Source organism: Pseudomonas sp. CGJS7 (assembly GCF_036961695.1).
In genome coordinates this window covers 1-17456 of the sequence record NZ_JBAMDI010000001.1, presented here as the reverse complement: position 1 = coordinate 17456, position 17456 = coordinate 1, and the positions used below count along the sequence as shown (strand labels likewise).

15 protein-coding genes are annotated in these 17456 nt (G+C 61.4%); 5 read left to right on the top strand and 10 right to left on the bottom strand.

Going from position 1 to position 17456, the window contains the following annotated elements:
• Positions 1-183: 183 nt before the first annotated feature.
• Positions 184-1560 carry an oligosaccharide flippase family protein gene (locus V7787_RS00075; RefSeq protein ID WP_104887589.1) on the bottom strand — a complete coding sequence of 459 codons (1377 nt, stop codon included), beginning with the start codon at positions 1558-1560 and terminating at the stop codon, positions 184-186.
• A gap of 95 nt (positions 1561-1655) precedes the next feature.
• Here V7787_RS00075 and V7787_RS00070 point away from each other — a divergent pair, with 95 nt between their 5' ends.
• The 3 genes from V7787_RS00070 to galE all read left to right on the top strand — a co-directional run bounded on the left by V7787_RS00070 (position 1656) and on the right by galE (position 6859).
• Positions 1656-3182: an O-antigen ligase family protein gene (locus V7787_RS00070; protein WP_064492803.1), complete on the top strand. Its 1527-nt coding sequence runs from the start codon at positions 1656-1658 to the stop codon at positions 3180-3182.
• A 5-nt stretch (positions 3183-3187) separates the two neighbouring features.
• The gene (locus tag V7787_RS00065) at positions 3188-5788 is read left to right on the top strand and encodes a glycosyl hydrolase family 5 (RefSeq protein WP_336084623.1); all 2601 of its coding nucleotides are present in this window, start codon (positions 3188-3190) and stop codon (positions 5786-5788) included.
• A gap of 105 nt (positions 5789-5893) precedes the next feature.
• Positions 5894-6859 carry a UDP-glucose 4-epimerase GalE gene (gene galE, locus V7787_RS00060; protein ID WP_064492804.1) on the top strand — a complete coding sequence of 322 codons (966 nt, stop codon included), beginning with the start codon at positions 5894-5896 and terminating at the stop codon, positions 6857-6859.
• A gap of 62 nt (positions 6860-6921) precedes the next feature.
• Here the strand turns inward: galE and V7787_RS00055 are convergent, their stop codons facing one another.
• From V7787_RS00055 to V7787_RS00015, 9 genes are all read right to left on the bottom strand, one after another.
• Positions 6922-7728: a CpsD/CapB family tyrosine-protein kinase gene (locus tag V7787_RS00055; RefSeq protein WP_004576287.1), complete on the bottom strand. Its 807-nt coding sequence runs from the start codon at positions 7726-7728 to the stop codon at positions 6922-6924.
• A gap of 11 nt (positions 7729-7739) precedes the next feature.
• Positions 7740-9302, bottom strand: a complete 1563-nt coding sequence (locus V7787_RS00050) for a GumC family protein (RefSeq protein ID WP_064492805.1) — start codon at positions 9300-9302, stop codon at positions 7740-7742.
• A 19-nt stretch (positions 9303-9321) separates the two neighbouring features.
• Positions 9322-10437 (bottom strand): hypothetical protein, encoded by a 1116-nt coding sequence (locus V7787_RS00045; RefSeq protein ID WP_064492806.1) that lies wholly within the window; start codon positions 10435-10437, stop codon positions 9322-9324.
• A 24-nt stretch (positions 10438-10461) separates the two neighbouring features.
• Positions 10462-11019, bottom strand: a complete 558-nt coding sequence (locus V7787_RS00040) for a polysaccharide biosynthesis/export family protein (protein ID WP_014591044.1) — start codon at positions 11017-11019, stop codon at positions 10462-10464.
• Positions 11020-11283: 264 nt separating this feature from the next.
• The gene (gene eppA, locus V7787_RS00035; RefSeq protein WP_004374238.1) at positions 11284-11460 is read right to left on the bottom strand and encodes an EPS-associated small membrane protein EppA; all 177 of its coding nucleotides are present in this window, start codon (positions 11458-11460) and stop codon (positions 11284-11286) included.
• 251 nt (positions 11461-11711) lie between these two features.
• Entirely contained in the window at positions 11712-12254 is a 543-nt protein-coding gene (locus V7787_RS00030; RefSeq protein ID WP_064492807.1) for a helix-turn-helix domain-containing protein, read from the bottom strand.
• A gap of 76 nt (positions 12255-12330) precedes the next feature.
• The gene (locus V7787_RS00025; RefSeq protein WP_064492808.1) at positions 12331-13749 is read right to left on the bottom strand and encodes a short-chain fatty acid transporter; all 1419 of its coding nucleotides are present in this window, start codon (positions 13747-13749) and stop codon (positions 12331-12333) included.
• Positions 13750-13902: 153 nt separating this feature from the next.
• Complete coding sequence (locus V7787_RS00020; protein ID WP_004576290.1) at positions 13903-14559, bottom strand: CoA transferase subunit B; 657 nt, start codon at positions 14557-14559, stop codon at positions 13903-13905.
• Between the two features lie 35 nt (positions 14560-14594).
• Entirely contained in the window at positions 14595-15293 is a 699-nt protein-coding gene (locus V7787_RS00015) for a CoA transferase subunit A (RefSeq protein ID WP_020192902.1), read from the bottom strand.
• Between the two features lie 140 nt (positions 15294-15433).
• Between V7787_RS00015 and V7787_RS00010 the strand changes: the two genes are divergently transcribed.
• Together V7787_RS00010 and V7787_RS00005 are read left to right on the top strand one after the other, a co-directional pair.
• Positions 15434-16339, top strand: coding sequence for a LysR family transcriptional regulator (locus tag V7787_RS00010; RefSeq protein ID WP_010954013.1), 906 nt, complete (start codon positions 15434-15436; stop codon positions 16337-16339).
• Entirely contained in the window at positions 16327-17148 is an 822-nt protein-coding gene (locus V7787_RS00005) for an aldo/keto reductase (RefSeq protein WP_104887586.1), read from the top strand. The genes V7787_RS00010 and V7787_RS00005 overlap by 13 nt, the downstream gene beginning before the upstream one ends.
• Positions 17149-17456: the final 308 nt, after the last annotated feature.

Sequence of the window (17456 nt, the reverse complement as noted above, 5' to 3'; positions counted from 1 at the left end):
GAACCCGGGCTTTTCGACCGTCTTGCCCGCAACGGCCGCCGAGGCGCCGAACACCGCGCCCCCCGCGCCGAGCAAGACACAGCTCTGGAGAAAGCCTCTACGACCCAATTGCGCAGTACAAAAAGTGAGCTTCCCCATGTTCCCGTGACCTGTAGCCATGAAAGTTACACCCGGCAAACTGCGCTACAGCCAGTTGAAAAAGGCCGTCAACAGTGCCCCGCACAGCGCCCCGACCAGCAACATCGGCAGTACCACCAGTTCACGTTTGAGGCTGAAGATATCCAGTTTGCAGTTCACATACACAACCAGCACCAGCGTTGGCACAGCATGCAGGGCAACCCCCCAGATAGCCCACTCCACCCCGCCAATCGCCAGTAACAGCGGCAACAGCCCCCATAACGAGACCAGGCGGATGATGTTGTCCATGGCCTGGTACTTGGTCAGGCCCAAGGCAATCCACACCTGATGAGCCAAGGTATAGCGCAATACGATGAACGATAGCGAGAGAATCGCCAGCATCGGCCCTGCCTCGCGGTAGCGATCGTCATACATCCAGCCGATCAGCAGCGGGCTGGCGGTCAGGAAACCGCCACAAATGAACAGCACCAGCAGGTCGACCAGCAGCCGAAAGCGGAAATACAGCGCTTTCAGGCGCGGCTTATCGTCGGCCCGGGCCGCTTCGCTGAAAGCAGGCAGCGCCACCGCGCCGACAATTTTCATGAGCGCGGTCTGCACCGCACCCAGGATCAGCACGGCGATCGAATACACACCCAGTTGCGCCGCCGACATGCTGGCACCAAACCACATGCGGTCGCCGTACATGGCCAGCACGCCGACCATCGACGACAACAGGATCCAGCGGCCAAACACGATCAGCTCGGTCAGCGCCGAACGGTCCCAGCGCAGGTGGTTGTTGGGCCCCTCCAGGGCGGTATGCCCCAGCACGGTCCAGACGACCGCCGAAACCAGGCCTGATAACACCAGCGCCCAGATCGAATGGGTCAGCAAGCCCAGCACCAGCATCACCACCAGGCCGGCCACCTGCGAGGCAAGGTCGACCAGTACCACGCGCTTTTGTTGGAAAGTGCGTACCGCCACATCTATCTTGGTGGACTGGAAACCCCAGATGGCCGCCGACAGGCCGGTGACCGCCAGCACCATCGGCAGGACGGGCGCGGCATAGGTCGAGTCGGCCGGCCACAGCTCAGCCAGTTGGGCCAACCAAGCCCCCAGGGCCAGCAGCAGGGTAAGGGCAAACAGCAGGAAACCGCGGATGATCTGCACGGTCCAGGCGGTATTGAGAAAGTCCGGGTCGTCTCCGCGGTGGCTCTGAATGATGTTCTGGCGCAGGCCGACATCGGAAAGCAAATGCAGCAGTATCGAAACAGTGGTGGCAATGACCATCACCCCGAACATTTCCGGCAGCAGCAAGCGGGCCATGATCAGATTGCCGCCCAGGCGCATCACCTGTGAAGCCACCTGCGAGACCAGGTTCCAAGACCCGGCCCTCAGGGCCCGCTTGCGCAGGCTCGCGGTGGCTGACACATCAATCGACGGCATGACTTCAATCTCTGACTGATTGGCTAAAAGTCACTATAGTTTCAATTAGCCACGATGCTAGCCGTTGCCCACCAAGGGAAAGGTGTACATAGCCGATGCCTGAACATTTTCGTGCGTTGATCGTCATCCTGTTTCTGGCGAGCGTGGTCTTCCTGATGGCCCGGCGGCCTGCCACCGACCTGATTCCGCTCAGCGACTACAAGCGCCGGCGCAATCTGTGGTTCCTGCTGACCCTGCTGGCTTTTTTCTCCCACAGCTTCTGGCTGTACCTGGGGGTGGGCGCGGTCGTCCTGTTGCTGGCCGGGCGCCGCGAGCACAACCCCATGGCGCTGTTCTACATGCTGCTGTTCCTGATCCCGCCAGCGTCGGTGCAGGTGCCCGGGTTTGGCGTGGTCAATTACCTGGTCGACCTGAACCATATTCGCCTGCTGACCCTGTGCGTGCTGCTGCCGGCCGCGCTGCACCTGCGCCGCCAAGGTGACACCTTGCGCTTTGGCCGCACCTGGGCCGATAAACTGCTGGCGGCAGGCCTGCTGCTGATGAGCGTGCTCTATTTGCGCGAAACCACCCTTACCGACACGCTGCGCCAGGCGCTGTACCTGTATGTCGACGTTCTCCTGCCGTATTACGTGGCCAGCCGTGGCCTGCGCCAGATCAGCGACTTCAAGGACACCCTGCTGGCCTTCGTGCTCGCCTCCTTCGTCATGGCGCTGATCGCTGTGGCCGAGTATGTGCGCCACTGGCTGTTGTACAGCGCCCTGGTCGACGCCATGGGCGTGCCATGGAGCATGTCCGGCTACCTGAGCCGGGGCGGTGCACTGCGGGCAAGCGTCACCACCGGCCAGGCGATTGCACTGGGTTACGTGATGAGCGTGGCCATCGGCCTGTTCCTGTTCGTGCAGGGCTATGTGCAACGCCCGCTGCACAGGGCCATGGGCGCCCTGCTGCTGGCCGCCGGGCTGTTCGCGCCATTGTCGCGTGGCCCATGGATCGGCGCGGTGGTCATCGTGGTGGTATTCATCGCCCTGGGCAAAGGCGCCGTCAAGCGCCTGGCGCTGCTGGGTGCGGCTGGCATGCTGGCGTTGCCCTTGCTGACCGTCGTGCCTGGGGGCGAAAAGGTGCTGGACCTGCTGCCGTTCATCGGTAACCTCGAGAAAGAGAACATCACCTACCGCGAGCGGCTGATGGACAACTCGTGGATCGTCATCCAGCGCAACCCGTTGTTCGGCTCCTTCGACTTCCGCAACACACCCGAAATGCAGGCGATGATCCAGGGCGACGGCATCATCGACATCGTCAACACCTACATCAACCTGGCGTTGCGGGTCGGCCTGGTCGGGCTAGGCCTGTTCCTGGCGTTCTTTGCCGTCGTGCTGCGGGGTATCCGCAAGGCCATGCTCAGCTTTGCCGACAAGGACGACGAGCGACGACAGCTCGGCCGGGTGTTGCTGGCAACGCTGATCGGCATTCTGGTCATCATCTTCACGGTCAGCAGCATCACCTTCATCCCGGTGGTGTACTGGTCTATCGCTGGCCTGGGCGTGGCCTACATCCAGATGGTTCGCCGGCTGCACAACAGCCCGGCCGTGGAACTGGCAGAACCCGACCTACAACCCAGGTAATGTTCATGAATAGGCTGTCCCTGCGTCATTACGTGCGCCTTTCGGCCATTGCCGGCCTGGCCCTGCTGCCGCTGGCCAGCTGGGCTTCAGACTGGCAGGTCAGTGTCGATGAGCAAAATGGCTTGCCTACCGTGACACACGGCGGTGGACCGGTCATGAAGGCCAAATTCGATTTCTGGGCTGCCAACTGGAGCTGGACCGGTTTCTATACCGACTTCAAGGTCAATGGCCCTTATCACTACACGCTGCGGGGGAAGAACAAGGAACTGGACTTCGACCTGCAGGCTGACATCCGTAAGGAACAGGCGCAAACCCTGAGCTGGGCCTTCGACCTCGACGCCCACAGCCGCCAGAGCGGTGTCATGGGTGGCGGCCTGGTGTTCCAGTTCGACCCGGCGCAAATCGCCGGCGACATGGGGGCCCCGCAATTGTTGCCCGACAACCGCGGCTGGACGTGGGGCAAGGCTGACCAGGGGCGACGCATCGAAATGCGCTTCGACCCGCCACTGGCCAAGGTCTATTTCGAGCGTGGCAACCCGTCCGAGCTGCGCGCATTCCTCTACAAGGACCCGATCAGCGCCGGCCGCCAGCAGCTCAAGGCCGTGCTCAACGTGACCGGCGACATCGAACTCGGCCCGACACCCAGCGAGCGCTTCGGCCTGGCAGACCCCGCCACCTGGCCTGATGACCAGCTGGACTGGCGCACCTCGCCGGTGGACCTGTCTTTCCTCAACGCAGCGGAAAAACCCGCCGGCAAGCGTGGCTTCGTCAAGGCGGTCGGCGACCAGTTGATGTTCGCCGACAACACCCCGGTACGCTTCTGGGGCACCAACCTGTCGGCCTACTCGCTGTTCAAGAGCCCCGACGACGAAATCCGCCAACAAGCCAAACGCCTTTCGGCACTGGGTTTCAACCTGGTGCGCCTGCATCACCACGACTCGCCCTGGGTCAGCCCCAACGTCTTTGGCGACGGCACCTTGGTGCGCGATACCCAGCAGCTCAGCACCGAATCGCTGCGCAAGCTCGACCTGTGGATCAAGTCACTCAAGGACGAAGGCATCTACATCTGGCTGGACATGCATGTGCAGCGTGCGTTTACCGCCAACGACCACATCGAAGACTTCAAGGAGCTGCCCGAGCAGGACGGTCGCGTCGACCTGAAAGGTTACGCCTACGTGAATGACAGTATCCGGCAAGCGATGAAACGCTTCGCCGAGCAGTACCTGACCCATGTGAACGAGTACACGGGCCTGGCCTACAAGGACGACCCGGCCATCGCCGCCGTGCTGATCACCAACGAGAATGACCTGACCCAGCATTACGGCAACGCCCTGATGCCGAACAAGGATGTACCCCGCCACAGTGCGCGCTACATGACGGCGGCCAAGGCCTTTGCCAAACAGTTTGACCTACCCGCCGACCTGACCTGGCGTGCCTGGGAGCATGGGCCGTCGAAGCTGTTGCTCAACGAGCTGGAACAACGCTTCAATGCCGACATGATCGCCCACTTGCGCAGCGTGGGCGTGAAAGTCCCCATTGCTACCACCAGCACCTGGGGCGGCAATGGGCTTAGCGCACTGCCGGCACTGAGCGTTGGTGATGTCATCGACGCCCACAGCTACGGCGACACAGGCCAACTGGAGAAGAACCCGCTGACCAGCGACGGCATGATCGACTGGATTGCTGCCGCCCAGGTCGTCGGCAAACCGCTGACCGTCACCGAGTGGAACGCCGAGCCCTTCCCGCTGCCTGACCGCCACTCGCTGCCGATTTACATCGCTGGCACCGCCAGCCACCAAGGCTGGGACGCCATGCTGCAATACGCCTACAGCCAACAGGCGTTCAACCCCGGTTGGCGCACGGCGGACAACTGGCACGCGTACAACGACCCGGCGATGATCGCCACCCTGCCCGCCGCTGCCCTGCTCTATCGCCGTGCGGACGTGAAACCCGCCACCACTCGCTACGTGTTCGCACCGACACCTGCCACCCTGTACAACCAGGAAATCACCCCGCGTAACTCACCGCTGCTGCGCACAGCCATGGAAAAGGGCCAGTTGCAGATCGCCCTGCCACACACGCCGGAATTGCCTTGGCTCAAACCCGCGCCCATCCCGGCAGACGCGCAGGTGCTGCACGACCCGGGGCAAGCGCTGCTGGCCGCCGATGCCACCGAGTCGGTGACCGACACAGGCGAACTCAGGCGCAACTGGCAACAAGGCATCTACACCATCGACACGCCACTGACGCAAGCCGCCAGCGGTTGGCTGGGCGGCCGCCCGATCAACCTGGGTGCCATTCAGATACAAACGAAAACGCCTTACGCCAGCGTCGTGGTCCAGAGCCTGGACGGCAAGCCACTGGGCCAGTCGCACGAGCTTCTGCTGTCTCTGGGCACCCGTGCCATGCCCAAGGCCGATGACAAGACGCCGTTCAATGTCGAGCCCCTTGAAGGCCGCCTGGACATCAAGGCGCCCGCCGGCCTGAAACTGTTCGCCCGCGATGCACGGGAGCAGCTGAAACCGCTGCCGGTGGCCTACAAGGATGGGCAATACACCATTACCTTCGACGGTACCTACATGTCCAACTGGCTATTCTTGAAATAGAGCATATGGCCATCTACGCTCAGGTCACCTGTAGCTGATCATCCCACCTGCACGTGTCAGGGAGTGTTCACTGCGTCTGTAAACAGCAGATTCCAGGAGGTAGGGATGAAATATCTGGTTGTGGGTGGTGCGGGCTACATTGGTTCGCACATGGTCAAGCACCTGCTCGACGCCGGCCATGAAGTGCTGGTGGCGGACCTGGTCTCACCTGGCCCCGGTATCCAGTGGGCCAAGCTCGACATCGCCGACGAAGCCGCACTGGATGTGCTGTTTGGCGTGTGCCGCTTCGATGCGGTGTTCCACTTCGCCTCGTTCATTCAAGTGGGCGAGTCGGTCAGTGCCCCAGGCAAGTACTACCAGAACAATGTTGCAGCCACCCTTTCCCTGCTGCAGGCCATGGTCAATGCCGGCATCCGGCACCTGGTGTTTTCTTCGAGTGCCGCCGTATACGGCAACCCGCAGTACGTGCCGATCGATGAAGCGCACACCAAGGGGCCGATCAACCCGTATGGGTTGAGCAAATGGATGGTCGAGCAGATTCTTGAGGACTTCGACCGGGCCTATGGTTTGAAGTCGGTAAGCCTGCGCTATTTCAATGCAGCGGGCGCTGACCCGGAAGGCCAGCTAGGCGAGCGTCACGAGCCGGAAACCCATCTGATCCCGTTGATCCTGCAGGCTGCATCTGGCCGGCGCGAGGCGGTGACAGTGTTTGGTCGCGACTACGACACGCCGGATGGCACCTGCATACGCGACTACGTGCATGTGGCAGACCTGGCGGCGGCCCATGCACTGGCTGTGGATTATCTACTGGACGGTGGCGAGCGTGCCGCGTTCAACCTGGGCAATGGCCTGGGCTTTTCGGTGCAGCAGGTGATCGATACGGCCCGGGCCGTGACCGGGCGACAGATCACTGCCCTTGACGCACCGCGCCGCGCCGGCGACCCGCCACGGCTGGTGGCGGATGCGAGCAAAGCCATGCAGGTGCTGGGCTGGCGCCCGGCATTCGCCTCGCTGGAGCAGATTGTGCGGCATGCGTGGCAGTGGGAGTTGCAGTATCCCTGGAAGCGCTGAGTTGCCCGCGTTGCCTTCAGGCGCAGCACAAGGCTGCGCCTGAAAGCGTATTGCCAGAAGGCTCAGTAATAGGTGCGTGGCTGTTCGTCAGCCTTGTTCAACACTGTCCCGATCAGGTTCACCGTGCCCAGGTGATGCAGGCAATCCTCGATTTCCTTCTTGTTGTTCATTCCGTTGGCCACCACCAGCAACACGCAGTCGAACTTGGGCAACACGGTGATCGCATCGTCCGAGCTGAGCAGCGGTGGCAAATCGAAAATGCAGATGCGCGATTCGTAGCGGTTGCGCAAATCGCCAATCAGGTTGTTCACCTTGGGCGAGGACAGCATCTCGGTCGACAGGGGCACGGGTACCCGCGTTGGCAGCACCACGAAGCGCGGCAAGGTGGGGTTGACCAGGCAGTCCTGCAACTCGGCCTTGTCCGTCAGAAACTCGTTCAGTGCCTGCTCCATGGGCAGGCCCAGGTAACTGCCGACCTTGGGCCGGCGCAGGTCGAAGTCCACCAGTAACGCAGTCTTGGTGGTGTGGTGGGCAATACTCATGGCCAGGTTGATCGCCAGCATGGTCTTGCCCGCTTCCGGCGTTGGCGAGGTGATGGCCAAGGTACGCCAGCCGTTCTCGTCCATGGCCCTGAGCACCTGCGTACGCAACAGGTCGATCGGCCCGTTCATGTTGGAGTTCTTGTTGTACGCCACGATGCGGTTACGCTCCAGGTGGTCTGCACGCAGCGGTACCACCTTGGTGTTCACGTAATCGAACTGACCCGGCACTTCGGCCAGCGCCGTACCGGGGGCGGGAGACAGTGCCTGGGGAGTACCTGGGGTAACCTGATGAATATTGTTGCCAACAGCCGGCTTGATCCTGTCCATCACTGCTTTCCCTATACAAACCGAGACATGACTTTGTACAACAGCACATCCAGTGGCATGTAGAACACGTGCACCAGCCCTATCATGATAGCTGCCAGCGCCAGTGCCGCCAGGATCAGTCGATTGCGCCAGCGCTTGCGTCGGGCCACGTCGGCCCGGGTATCGATATAGGGCAGTGCCACCAGCACCCGTTTGCCCAGCAGGCTTTCCAGGGCGCCAACGCCACGCACGCGCTGATTGAGCATTTCCAGCAGCATCACCAGCGCACCGCCACCGGCCGGTGCCAGCACCAGGCCCAGCGCAGCGATTTTCTTGCGGTTAGGCTTGATCGGCTTCTCAGGCAACAGGGGAGGCTCCAGCAGCACAAAGCGTTCAGCCTTGTTCTCCTGCTCCAGGCTTTCGGTAATCTTTGCGCCCATTTCCTTGGCACGAATCTCTTCGTATTTCTTGCGCGCGTTGTCGTGGTCACGCATCAAGGTCACCAGGCCACGCTCGACCTGCGGCGCCTCGAGGATCTCGGCTTCGTAGCCTTCCATTTTCCGGGTCAGCTCACGCTTTTGTTCAGCCAGCGAGGCAATACGCACCTGGGCGGCGCTCATCTTGGCGCGGACACGGGCCGCGTCGAGGCTGACCGTGGACACTGCCGCAGTGCGACCACCACTGGCTTCGAGCGCCTGGATCTTGCGCTTGACCGCCACGACATCCGGGTGGGCGTCCTTGTAGCGGGTCAGCAGTTGCGCGTATTCGGCTTTCAGGCTTGGCAGGTCTTCGGGCAGGTCGGCACGGGTTGGCCGGGTGCCCTCGGCAACCTTGGTGGCAAGGCCGGCATTGGCCGCAGACAGCTCCAGTTCCAGGTAGCGCAGCTCTTCCTGGGCAGCCTTGTAGTCACGGTCGACCTCACGGAATTCCAGCTCCGCCCGCGACAGCATGTTCATGCGCAGGGTCTGGTGCTCGGGCAAGGCATTGGCGTGGGCCTGCTTGAAATCGGCCAGCTGGTTTTCCAGGCTGGCCAGCTCGGCACCCAGCTTGTTGGCTTCCTGGGTGAGGAATTCGGTGGTTTCGTTGGCCCGCTCGGTGCGCTGCTTGAGGTTTTCGTTGAGGAACAGCGTCACCAGTTCATCGGCGACTTCCTTGGCCACTTGTGCCTGCTTGTGCTCGAACGAAACATTGAACGCCACGGTCGCTTCACCACGACCGCGCACGTAGGTGGTCAGGGTTTCGACCACGATCGCGTTGCGCATCTGGTCGATCTTGTCGCTTTCGCTGAAGCGCTTGTCGGCGAAGAGGTCGTACTTGCCGATGATGCGCAGCAGGTTGTCACGGGTCATCACCCGTTGGCGGATCACTTCGATGCGCTCATCGGCAAAGCTGGTGTTGTTGGTCGACACCAGCTCAGGCGAAATCTGCTGCGACTCTACCAGAATGGTGCCGGTCGACTGGTAGATCGGCGGCACCATCAACGCGACGGCCACGGTCGCGGCGAGAATGACTGCGGCACTCACCCCTAACACCAGGGCCCTGTCCTTGATAATGGCGATGTAATCTCTGAGGGAGAGCTCGTAGTCAGACTTCATAGGGCCACCTGCCTGAAGTTCAGATGTCGGGGTACCTGTACGTCAACGTCAAACCAACGATCGTAGCGGTCGCATCCGGTACATGGTCCTGCTGCCGTTCCTTGTACATCAGCGACAGGCGCAGGTCCCAGTAAGGCGAAAACTGGCGGCTGGCCCATACGCTGTAAGTCTGCAGCGTGTTGGGCGACTGCCCTTTGCTGTCTTGCCACGCGGCGTCGGCGCCCACCCGGGACAACTCGGTCAGCGCATAGCTCCACACACCACGCACCTGGTCCAGTTCGGCGAAGCCGCCTTCGGCGCTCGCCACCGTGCTGCGCTCGGCGGTAAGGCTGGCATCGGCACGCGTGCCGGTGTACAGCAACGCAACCCCACCCTCCCCGCGCCGGCCGCCGTCGTCGCCTGACACTTGGTTGACGCCAACATGGGCATCGGCGCTCAAGCCTTCGGCAAGCTGGTATTTGATGCCGACTGCCGGGCTGTAGCTGTTGGAAGCGGTCGCGGTAAGGTCCTCTTCGGGCTCATAGCGCCGGGCACCAAAACGGGTATACAGGTCAGCCCGCTCACTCCAGGCGTAAGTCCAGGTAAAGACGTTCGCCAGTTCGTCGTAGCCCGTCAGCGTGCTGATGTCGTAACGGGCACGGCTGTAGGTGGTTTCGTTGCTCAAGGTACTGCGCTCGGTCACCGCCTGGCTCCAGTTGCCAGTCAAGGTGTAAAGCTTCTGCGTACCGTCGGTGGTAATCACCCCGGTATCCAGTACTGTGCCCGACAGCGTCGAGCTTTCGTTGTAGCGCCCCACCAGGCCGAACCGCCCCCGCTCGGTGGTGCGCTGCCAACCCAGGCTGATATCAGGGTCTTCACGGTCATCGACGATATCCGTATCGGACGAGCGCAGCACATGCATGCCAAGCCCCAACCTCAATTCGTCACGGTCAAAAGTGCCGATCAGGGTGTAATCCGGCGCGATGATCGTGCGCGTTATGCCCTTTTCCCCCGAGGTCAGCAGCAATGGGTTGCTGTCGTATTCGACGGATGTCGGTACCACCACCGTAGACTGCCAATTTGCCGCCAGTACCGCGTCCGTGAACGGCAAGACCAAGATTGCCGTTGCAATGCGAGTTGTTCTAAGAAGAGGCATTAAATGTTCTTATTAAAGGCAAGATCAAGGAACGACCAGCGTATCGCCAGCCTGAAGTTGGATGTTGGTGGACATGTCCCGCCCAGACACCAGGTCCTTATATCGCACGGGCAGGATCTTTTGGGAAGCACCGGTGCCGCGGACCACCTTGATTTCGCTTTCATCTGCAAACTTGTCCAGGCCGCCCGACATGCTCAGCGCCTGCAATACCGCCGTGGGGCCTGCCATTTGCACGGGCCCGGGTTTGATCACTTTGCCTTGGACATAGACCATGTTGCCGGCAATGCTTTTGACGACAACGCTGACGTTAGGGTCGGGGAGGTATTTTTCGAGTTTGGCAGCGACCTGCTTTTCGACTGCCGTCACGTCCAGCCCGGCGACATCAATGCGCCCGGCCAGGGGGAAGGTGATACTGCCATCGGGAAGTACGGTGGCTTCTTGACGCAGGCTGTCTTCCTGCCACACCGATACCATCACCACATCGCCGGGGCTGAGCAGGTAGGCAGCACTGCTCTGGTCGGCGTTACCGGCGCCAGACCACACCGTCAGCATGCAGAAAGCGGCAAACATTGAACGCACCATGAGGGTCCCTCCGGCCAAATGGCCCGACAAAGAGCACTGAATGAGAACAACACACCAACTCTCGCTCCGCTTCACGGCGCACTGCTGCCGCGATGGCCTCGACCTTCCTGGAGGCCCTTGCCTTGACGCTGCAGACGTGGCTGCAACGCCTTGTAAATGTTGGTCCTACGGGCTACTGGGAATATAGCAACGGTTGGAGAATTCACAAGCCATGCCTGTGGCTTCGCGGCAAGGAGCAGTCACTTCAGGTACAAGGCAGCCGGTTCAGATCTTTCTGCGGTTGGCAACGGCAACAAAACCGACTACAGCAAAGGCAAAGAACCAGCCAGCAGTTGAAACAGGAATGATACTGTTCTGATTTATATACGAATCTGCCGCACGGGCGGCACCACTTAGCATCACCAGCAAGAACATCGATTTGATTATCAGAGTCGTGCGCATACTCCCCTCCTAAAAACAGGAAAATCAATGAGTTATTAATGCGGTGCTGCGGGGGTTGTTTCGTATTTGATTTGAGCTTATGGGCACAATGACACTACGTCAATGATCCGACACCATAATAAAATTCAATGGGCAATGGGCGTATTCGTCAAAAAAACGACATGCAGATTATGCAAGGGAGGGCGGTTGCGATGAACCTGGCGTTTCACGCCTGAGAACGTGTGGGGGGCATAGTTGCCCCCCTTGCGCTTTCATTCGTCTGCGTGGTGAACAACAACCAGTAACTGCGCCGGTGTCACACCTACCGAGCGCAGCCGGTGCGGCGTCTGGGCGTTGAAATGCAGGGCGTCGCCCTGCTCCAGCAACACCCGCTCACTCATGAAATCCACTTCCACCTGGCCTGCGTGAACAAACAGGAACTCTTCGCCCTGGTGTTCCTTGAACGTAGGGTCGCTGAACTCGGACGGCGGCTGAATCAGAAACGGCAGCAGGCTGCGCTGGCCAACCTGACTGGTGAGGGCCGCGTACCCCGGCCCTTGCCCATCGCCAACCAGGGCCTGGCGCTCGGTACGGCGCACCAGGCTGTAGCGGCTCTGCCCGGCCTGCTCTTCGGCGAACAGCTCTTCGACATTGACGTTCAGCGCCCTCGCCAGTTTCAGTGCCGCAGCGATCGAGGGCGTGTTGAGGCCGCGCTCGACCTTGGACAGGTAGCTTTTGGTCATGCCAGTCTTGTCGGCCAGCATTTCCAGGGTCATCCCCAGTTTCTTACGCAGCAGTTTCAATCGGATAGACATGTGACGCGGGTTTCCCAGGCTGAGGCAGCCATGATACGCGTCTGAAAGCTGACGCCAAGCCTCCAGGGGCCTTGAATCAAGGCATCACTGGCGGCACGTACTGCAGCGTTGTACCCAGCGCCCACAGCAACACCAGCACCAACGGCACATGCACCAGCAATTGCACGAACGAGAAACCGATCAGGTCGCGCGCCTTGAGCCCCAGCACGCCCAGCAACGGCAGCATGTAGAACGGGTTGATCAGGTTCGGCAAGGCTTCGGCCGCGTTGTAGATCTGCACGGCCCACCCCAGGTGGTACTGCAGGTCGTTGGCCACCAGCATCACGTAAGGGGCCTCGATGATCCACTTGCCGCCGCCCGAAGGGATGAAGAAGCCCAGCACCGCCGAATACACGCCCATCAGCACGGCATACGTGTCGTGGGTCGCAATCTGGGTGAAGAACAGTGAAATATGGTGGGCCAGCGTCTGTTCATCGACGCCCTTCACCTGGGTGAGGATGGCGGCGATCGAACCATACAGCGGGAACTGGATGAGCACACCGGTGGTGGTCGGTACCGCGCGTGCCACCGCGTCAAGGAAGCTGCGTGGGCGCCAGTGCAGCAAAGCACCGAGCATGATGAACAACAGGTTGTAGGTGTTGAGCCCCGAGATGGCGGTAATCGCAGGTTTTGTCGCAAACTCCTGATACAGCCAGCCAGCAGCCAAGGCCACCAACAGCAGGATCAGGATCGGGCTGTGTTCCAGCCACTCCCCCGGGCGCGTGCGTTGCGGCGCGGGTGGCGCTGTGAAGCTGGGGTCGACACCGCAGTCTTCTGCGCTACGGGCGCTGTTAGGGCCCGGAGCGGTGGCGTAGGCGATCACCAGCGAGACCACCACCAGCGCCGCCAGCATCACACCGGACTGCCAGAGAAAGATGGTTTCGGTAAACGGGATCACCCCGGTTATCGACAGGATTGAAGGTGGCAGGCTGGCTGGGTTGGCCTGCAGCTGCGCCGCCGAGGATGACAGGCCCAACGCCCACACCGCACCCAGGCCCAGGTAAGCCGCCGCACCCGCAGCGCGGTAATCCATCTTCAGGTCGGTGCGCCTTGCCAGGGCGCGCACCAACAAACCTCCAAACACCAGCGACAGCCCCCAGTTGAGCAAGGAGGCCAGCATCGAGATCAGTGCTACCCAGCACACTGCCGAGCGCCCATTGCCGGGAATGAGCGCCAGGCGATCGATCAGCCTCGCGGCGGGCGGCGAACTGGCCACCACATAACCGCCGATGACCACGAAGGCCATCTGCATGGTGAACGGTATCAGGCTCCAGAAACCGTCGCCAAAAGCCTTGGCGGTGTCGGTCGGTTTGGCGCCCATGGCCAGTGCGCCGATACACACCAGCAGCACCGCCAGCGCGGCGAACACCCAGGAGTCGGGGAACCAGCGTTCAGCCCAGTTGGAGCAGCGCAAGGCAAAGCGCGCGGAGCGGCTGTCTTGGATTTCAGCGGCCACGGTTGAATTCCTTTTATTGGTTTTATGGGATGAAGCGGTATTGCCAGGCAACGCAAAAAACCTGTAGGAACAGGCTTACCCGCGAATGCGGCGGTCAATGTACCGACGCATTCGCGGGTAAACCCGCGCCTACAGGTGAGATCACGTCATGCCTTAGAAGGTCATTTCCTTCACATCATCCGGCACGATCAGTTTGCCGGCGGTTTTCTCGATGATTTCCTCGACACTGACCCCTGGTGCGGTCTCGCGCAGAATGAAGGCGCCGTCTTCGATTTCCAGGTAGGCCAGGTCGGTCAGCACCTTGCGGATGCAGCCCGCACCGGTCAGCGGCAGGCTGCACTGTGGCAGCAACTTGGACTCGCCGTCCTTGGAGGCGTGGGTCATGGTGACGATGATGTTGTCGGCGCCGGCCACCAGGTCCATGGCCCCGCCCATGCCCTTGACCAGCTTGCCCGGAATCATCCACGAGGCGATGTTGCCCTGCACGTCCACCTCGAAAGCACCCAGTACGGTCAGGTCGACGTGGCCGCCACGGATCATGGCGAACGATTGTGCCGAATCGAAAATCGAGGCGCCGCGGCGGGCGGTGACAGTTTGCTTGCCGGCGTTGATCATGTCGGCATCGAGGGTGCTTTCGGTGGGGAATTCGCCCATGCCGAGCAAGCCGTTTTCCGATTGCAGCATCACATCCATGTCGGCGGGTACATAGTTGGCCACCAAGGTGGGGATGCCGATGCCCAGATTGACGTAGTAGCCGTCCTTCAGTTCACGGGCAACGCGTTGCGCCATCTGTTCGCGGGTCAGTGCCATGGTCAGGATCTCTTTATTGTTCGGGTGGATGGCGCTCAGGCCTTGACGGTGCGCTTTTCGATACGCTTTTCGAAGGTGCCGACGATGACACGGTCCACGTAGATGCCCGGGGTGTGGATTTCGCTTGGCAGCAGCACGCCGGGTTCGACGATTTCTTCCACTTCGACCACGGTTATCTTGCCGGCGGTGGCCGCCAGCGGGTTGAAGTTTTGCGCAGTGTTGCGGTACACCACGTTGCCGTAGTGGTCGGCCTTCCAGCCCTTGACGATGGCGAAGTCACCGGTGATGGATTCTTCCAGGATGTACTTGCGGCCCTTGAACTCGCGGACTTCCTTGCCATCGGCAACCGGGGTGCCATAGCCGGTGGCGGTGTAGAACGCCGGAATGCCGGCACCACCTGCGCGCATTTTCTCGGCGAGGGTGCCCTGTGGGGTCAGCTCCACTTCCAGCTCGCCACTGAGCAACTGGCGTTCGAACTCGGCGTTTTCGCCCACGTAGGAGGCGATCATCTTGCGAATCTGCCGGTCTTCCAGCAGCACGCCCAGACCAAAACCGTCCACGCCGCAGTTGTTGGAGACCACGGTCAGGCCCTTGACGCCGCGCCGCTTGATTTCGCTTATAAGGTTTTCCGGGATGCCGCACAGGCCGAAACCACCGGCCAGTACCGTCATGTTGTCGCTCAGGCCTTCGAGGGCCTGTTCATAGGTTGCAACGCGCTTGTCCAGTCCGGCCATGCTGATCCGCCTTTTGTAGTTGTTTAACCGACGAGGCTGTCGGTGAGCGTGTGCAGACATCTTCACCGCAAGCGACTGATTTGTTAATTTTGTTTTCGTCATCGATTGATAATTTTTACAAAACAAACGATAGGCCCGACATGAACGTCAAACAACTGCGCGCCTTTGTCGCCGTGGCCAAGTACCAGAGCTTCGCCCAGGCCGGTGAACACCTGCACGTTTCACAACCGGCACTGAGCCTGACCATCAAGGCGCTGGAAGAAAACCTCGGCGGCGCCCTGCTCAGCCGCACCACGCGCAGCGTCAGCCTGACTGCCGAAGGCGAAGTGCTGCTGCCACTGGCACGCCGCCTGCTGGCCGACTGGGACGACACCGAAGAGATGCTGCGCCAGCGCTTTACCCTGCAATTGGGCCGTGTGTCGGTGGCGGCCATGCCGGCTTTTGCCGGCAACCTGTTGCCCCACTCGCTCAAGGTGTTTCGCCAGCGCTACCCCAAGGTCAACGTCACGGTGCACGACGTGATCAACGAACAGGTACAGGAACTGGTACGCCATCGCCGCGTCGAACTGGGCATCGGCTTCGAGCCGGATAACATCGATGGGCTGGACTTCCACCCGTTGTACATGGACCGCTTCGTTGCCGTAGTGGCCGCCGACTCGCCCTTGGCGCTGCTGCCCCAGGTCAGCTGGGCACAGCTGATGGCCGAAGATTTCGTGGCCCTGCAACGCCCTTCGGCGGTGCGCCTGTTGATGGAGCAGAATGTGGCGGCCCGCCACGGCAAGCTGGCAGTCGCGTTCGAAAGCCACCAGCTGACGACCATCGGCCGCATGGTGGCCAGCGGCCTGGGGGTCAGTGCCGTGCCGGCGCTGTGCATCAACCAGATGCAGGAGCTGGGTGCCCGCTGCGTAACCTTGGTCGAACCCACTGTCGAGCGGCGCATCGGCGTGATTGCCCTCAGCGAGCACAAGCTTTCCACTGCAGCGCAAGCACTGCTTGAGGTGCTTCTTTCCAATACCCGGATCCCGGAGGTGACATGCGTTACGTAAATCTGGCAGGCACTAGCGTTCCAGCCATCGGCCAAGGCACCTGGTACATGGGCGAAGACCCAGGTCGCAAGGCTGCCGAAGTCGCGGCGCTGCAACAGGGCATCGAGATGGGCCTGAACCTGATCGACACCGCCGAGATGTATGCCGAAGGGGGGGCAGAAGAGGTCGTTGGCCAAGCCATTGCCGGGCGCCGCGACCGGGTATTTCTGGTCAGCAAGGTCTACCCGCACAATGCCAGCCTGCGCGGCATGGCGGCTGCCTGCGAGCGCAGCCTCACCCGGCTGGGCACCGATTGCATCGACCTGTACCTGCTGCACTGGCGTGGTCAGCACCCGCTGGAGGAAACCGTCGAAGGCTTCGAGCGCTTGCGCGAGCAAGGCAAGATCAAGCGTTGGGGCGTGTCCAACTTCGACGTCGACGACCTGCGCGAACTGCACAACCCTGATTGTGCCACCAACCAGGTGTTGTATAACCCGGCCCAGCGTGGCATCGAATTCGACTTGCTACCGTGGTGCGAAAAACGTGGCTTGCCGACCATGGCCTACTGCCCGCTGGCTCAGGCCGGGCGCTTGTTGCAGCACCCGGTACTGGCGGAAATCGCCGAGCGCCATGGCGCCACACCGGCCCAGGTCTGCCTGGCCTGGGTGACCCGCGATGACGGCGTGATCGCCATCCCCAAGGCGGTGGCGCCCGAGCACGTGCGGCTCAATGCAGCGGCGGGAGCGCTGACCTTGACCGGTGAAGACCTGCGGGCGATCGACCGGGCGTTCCCTGCACCGACGCGCAAGCAGCGGTTGGCGATGGTGTAGGCGAGCACAAGCTGGACCAGTAGACGACCTCTGTGGGAGCCTGCATGCCCGCGAACACCGGCAAGGCCGGTGCCCTGCAACGCGGTGGCTGCTTCGCGGGCTCGCCCGCTCCCACAGGAGACCGCGCAAGTACCGAGCGTTGAGCAAGCCTTGAGCAACTGCGCCACCACCACCGCCCGCCGCTGCCGTTCGCCAAGCGCAATCTGGCCCAGGACGCGACCTTTGGACTGCCCCCAAGAAGTTGGACACCAATCCAACCTTTGTGGGAGCAACTGTCTTGCTCAATTTCTAAAAGCTGGCGCGATCCC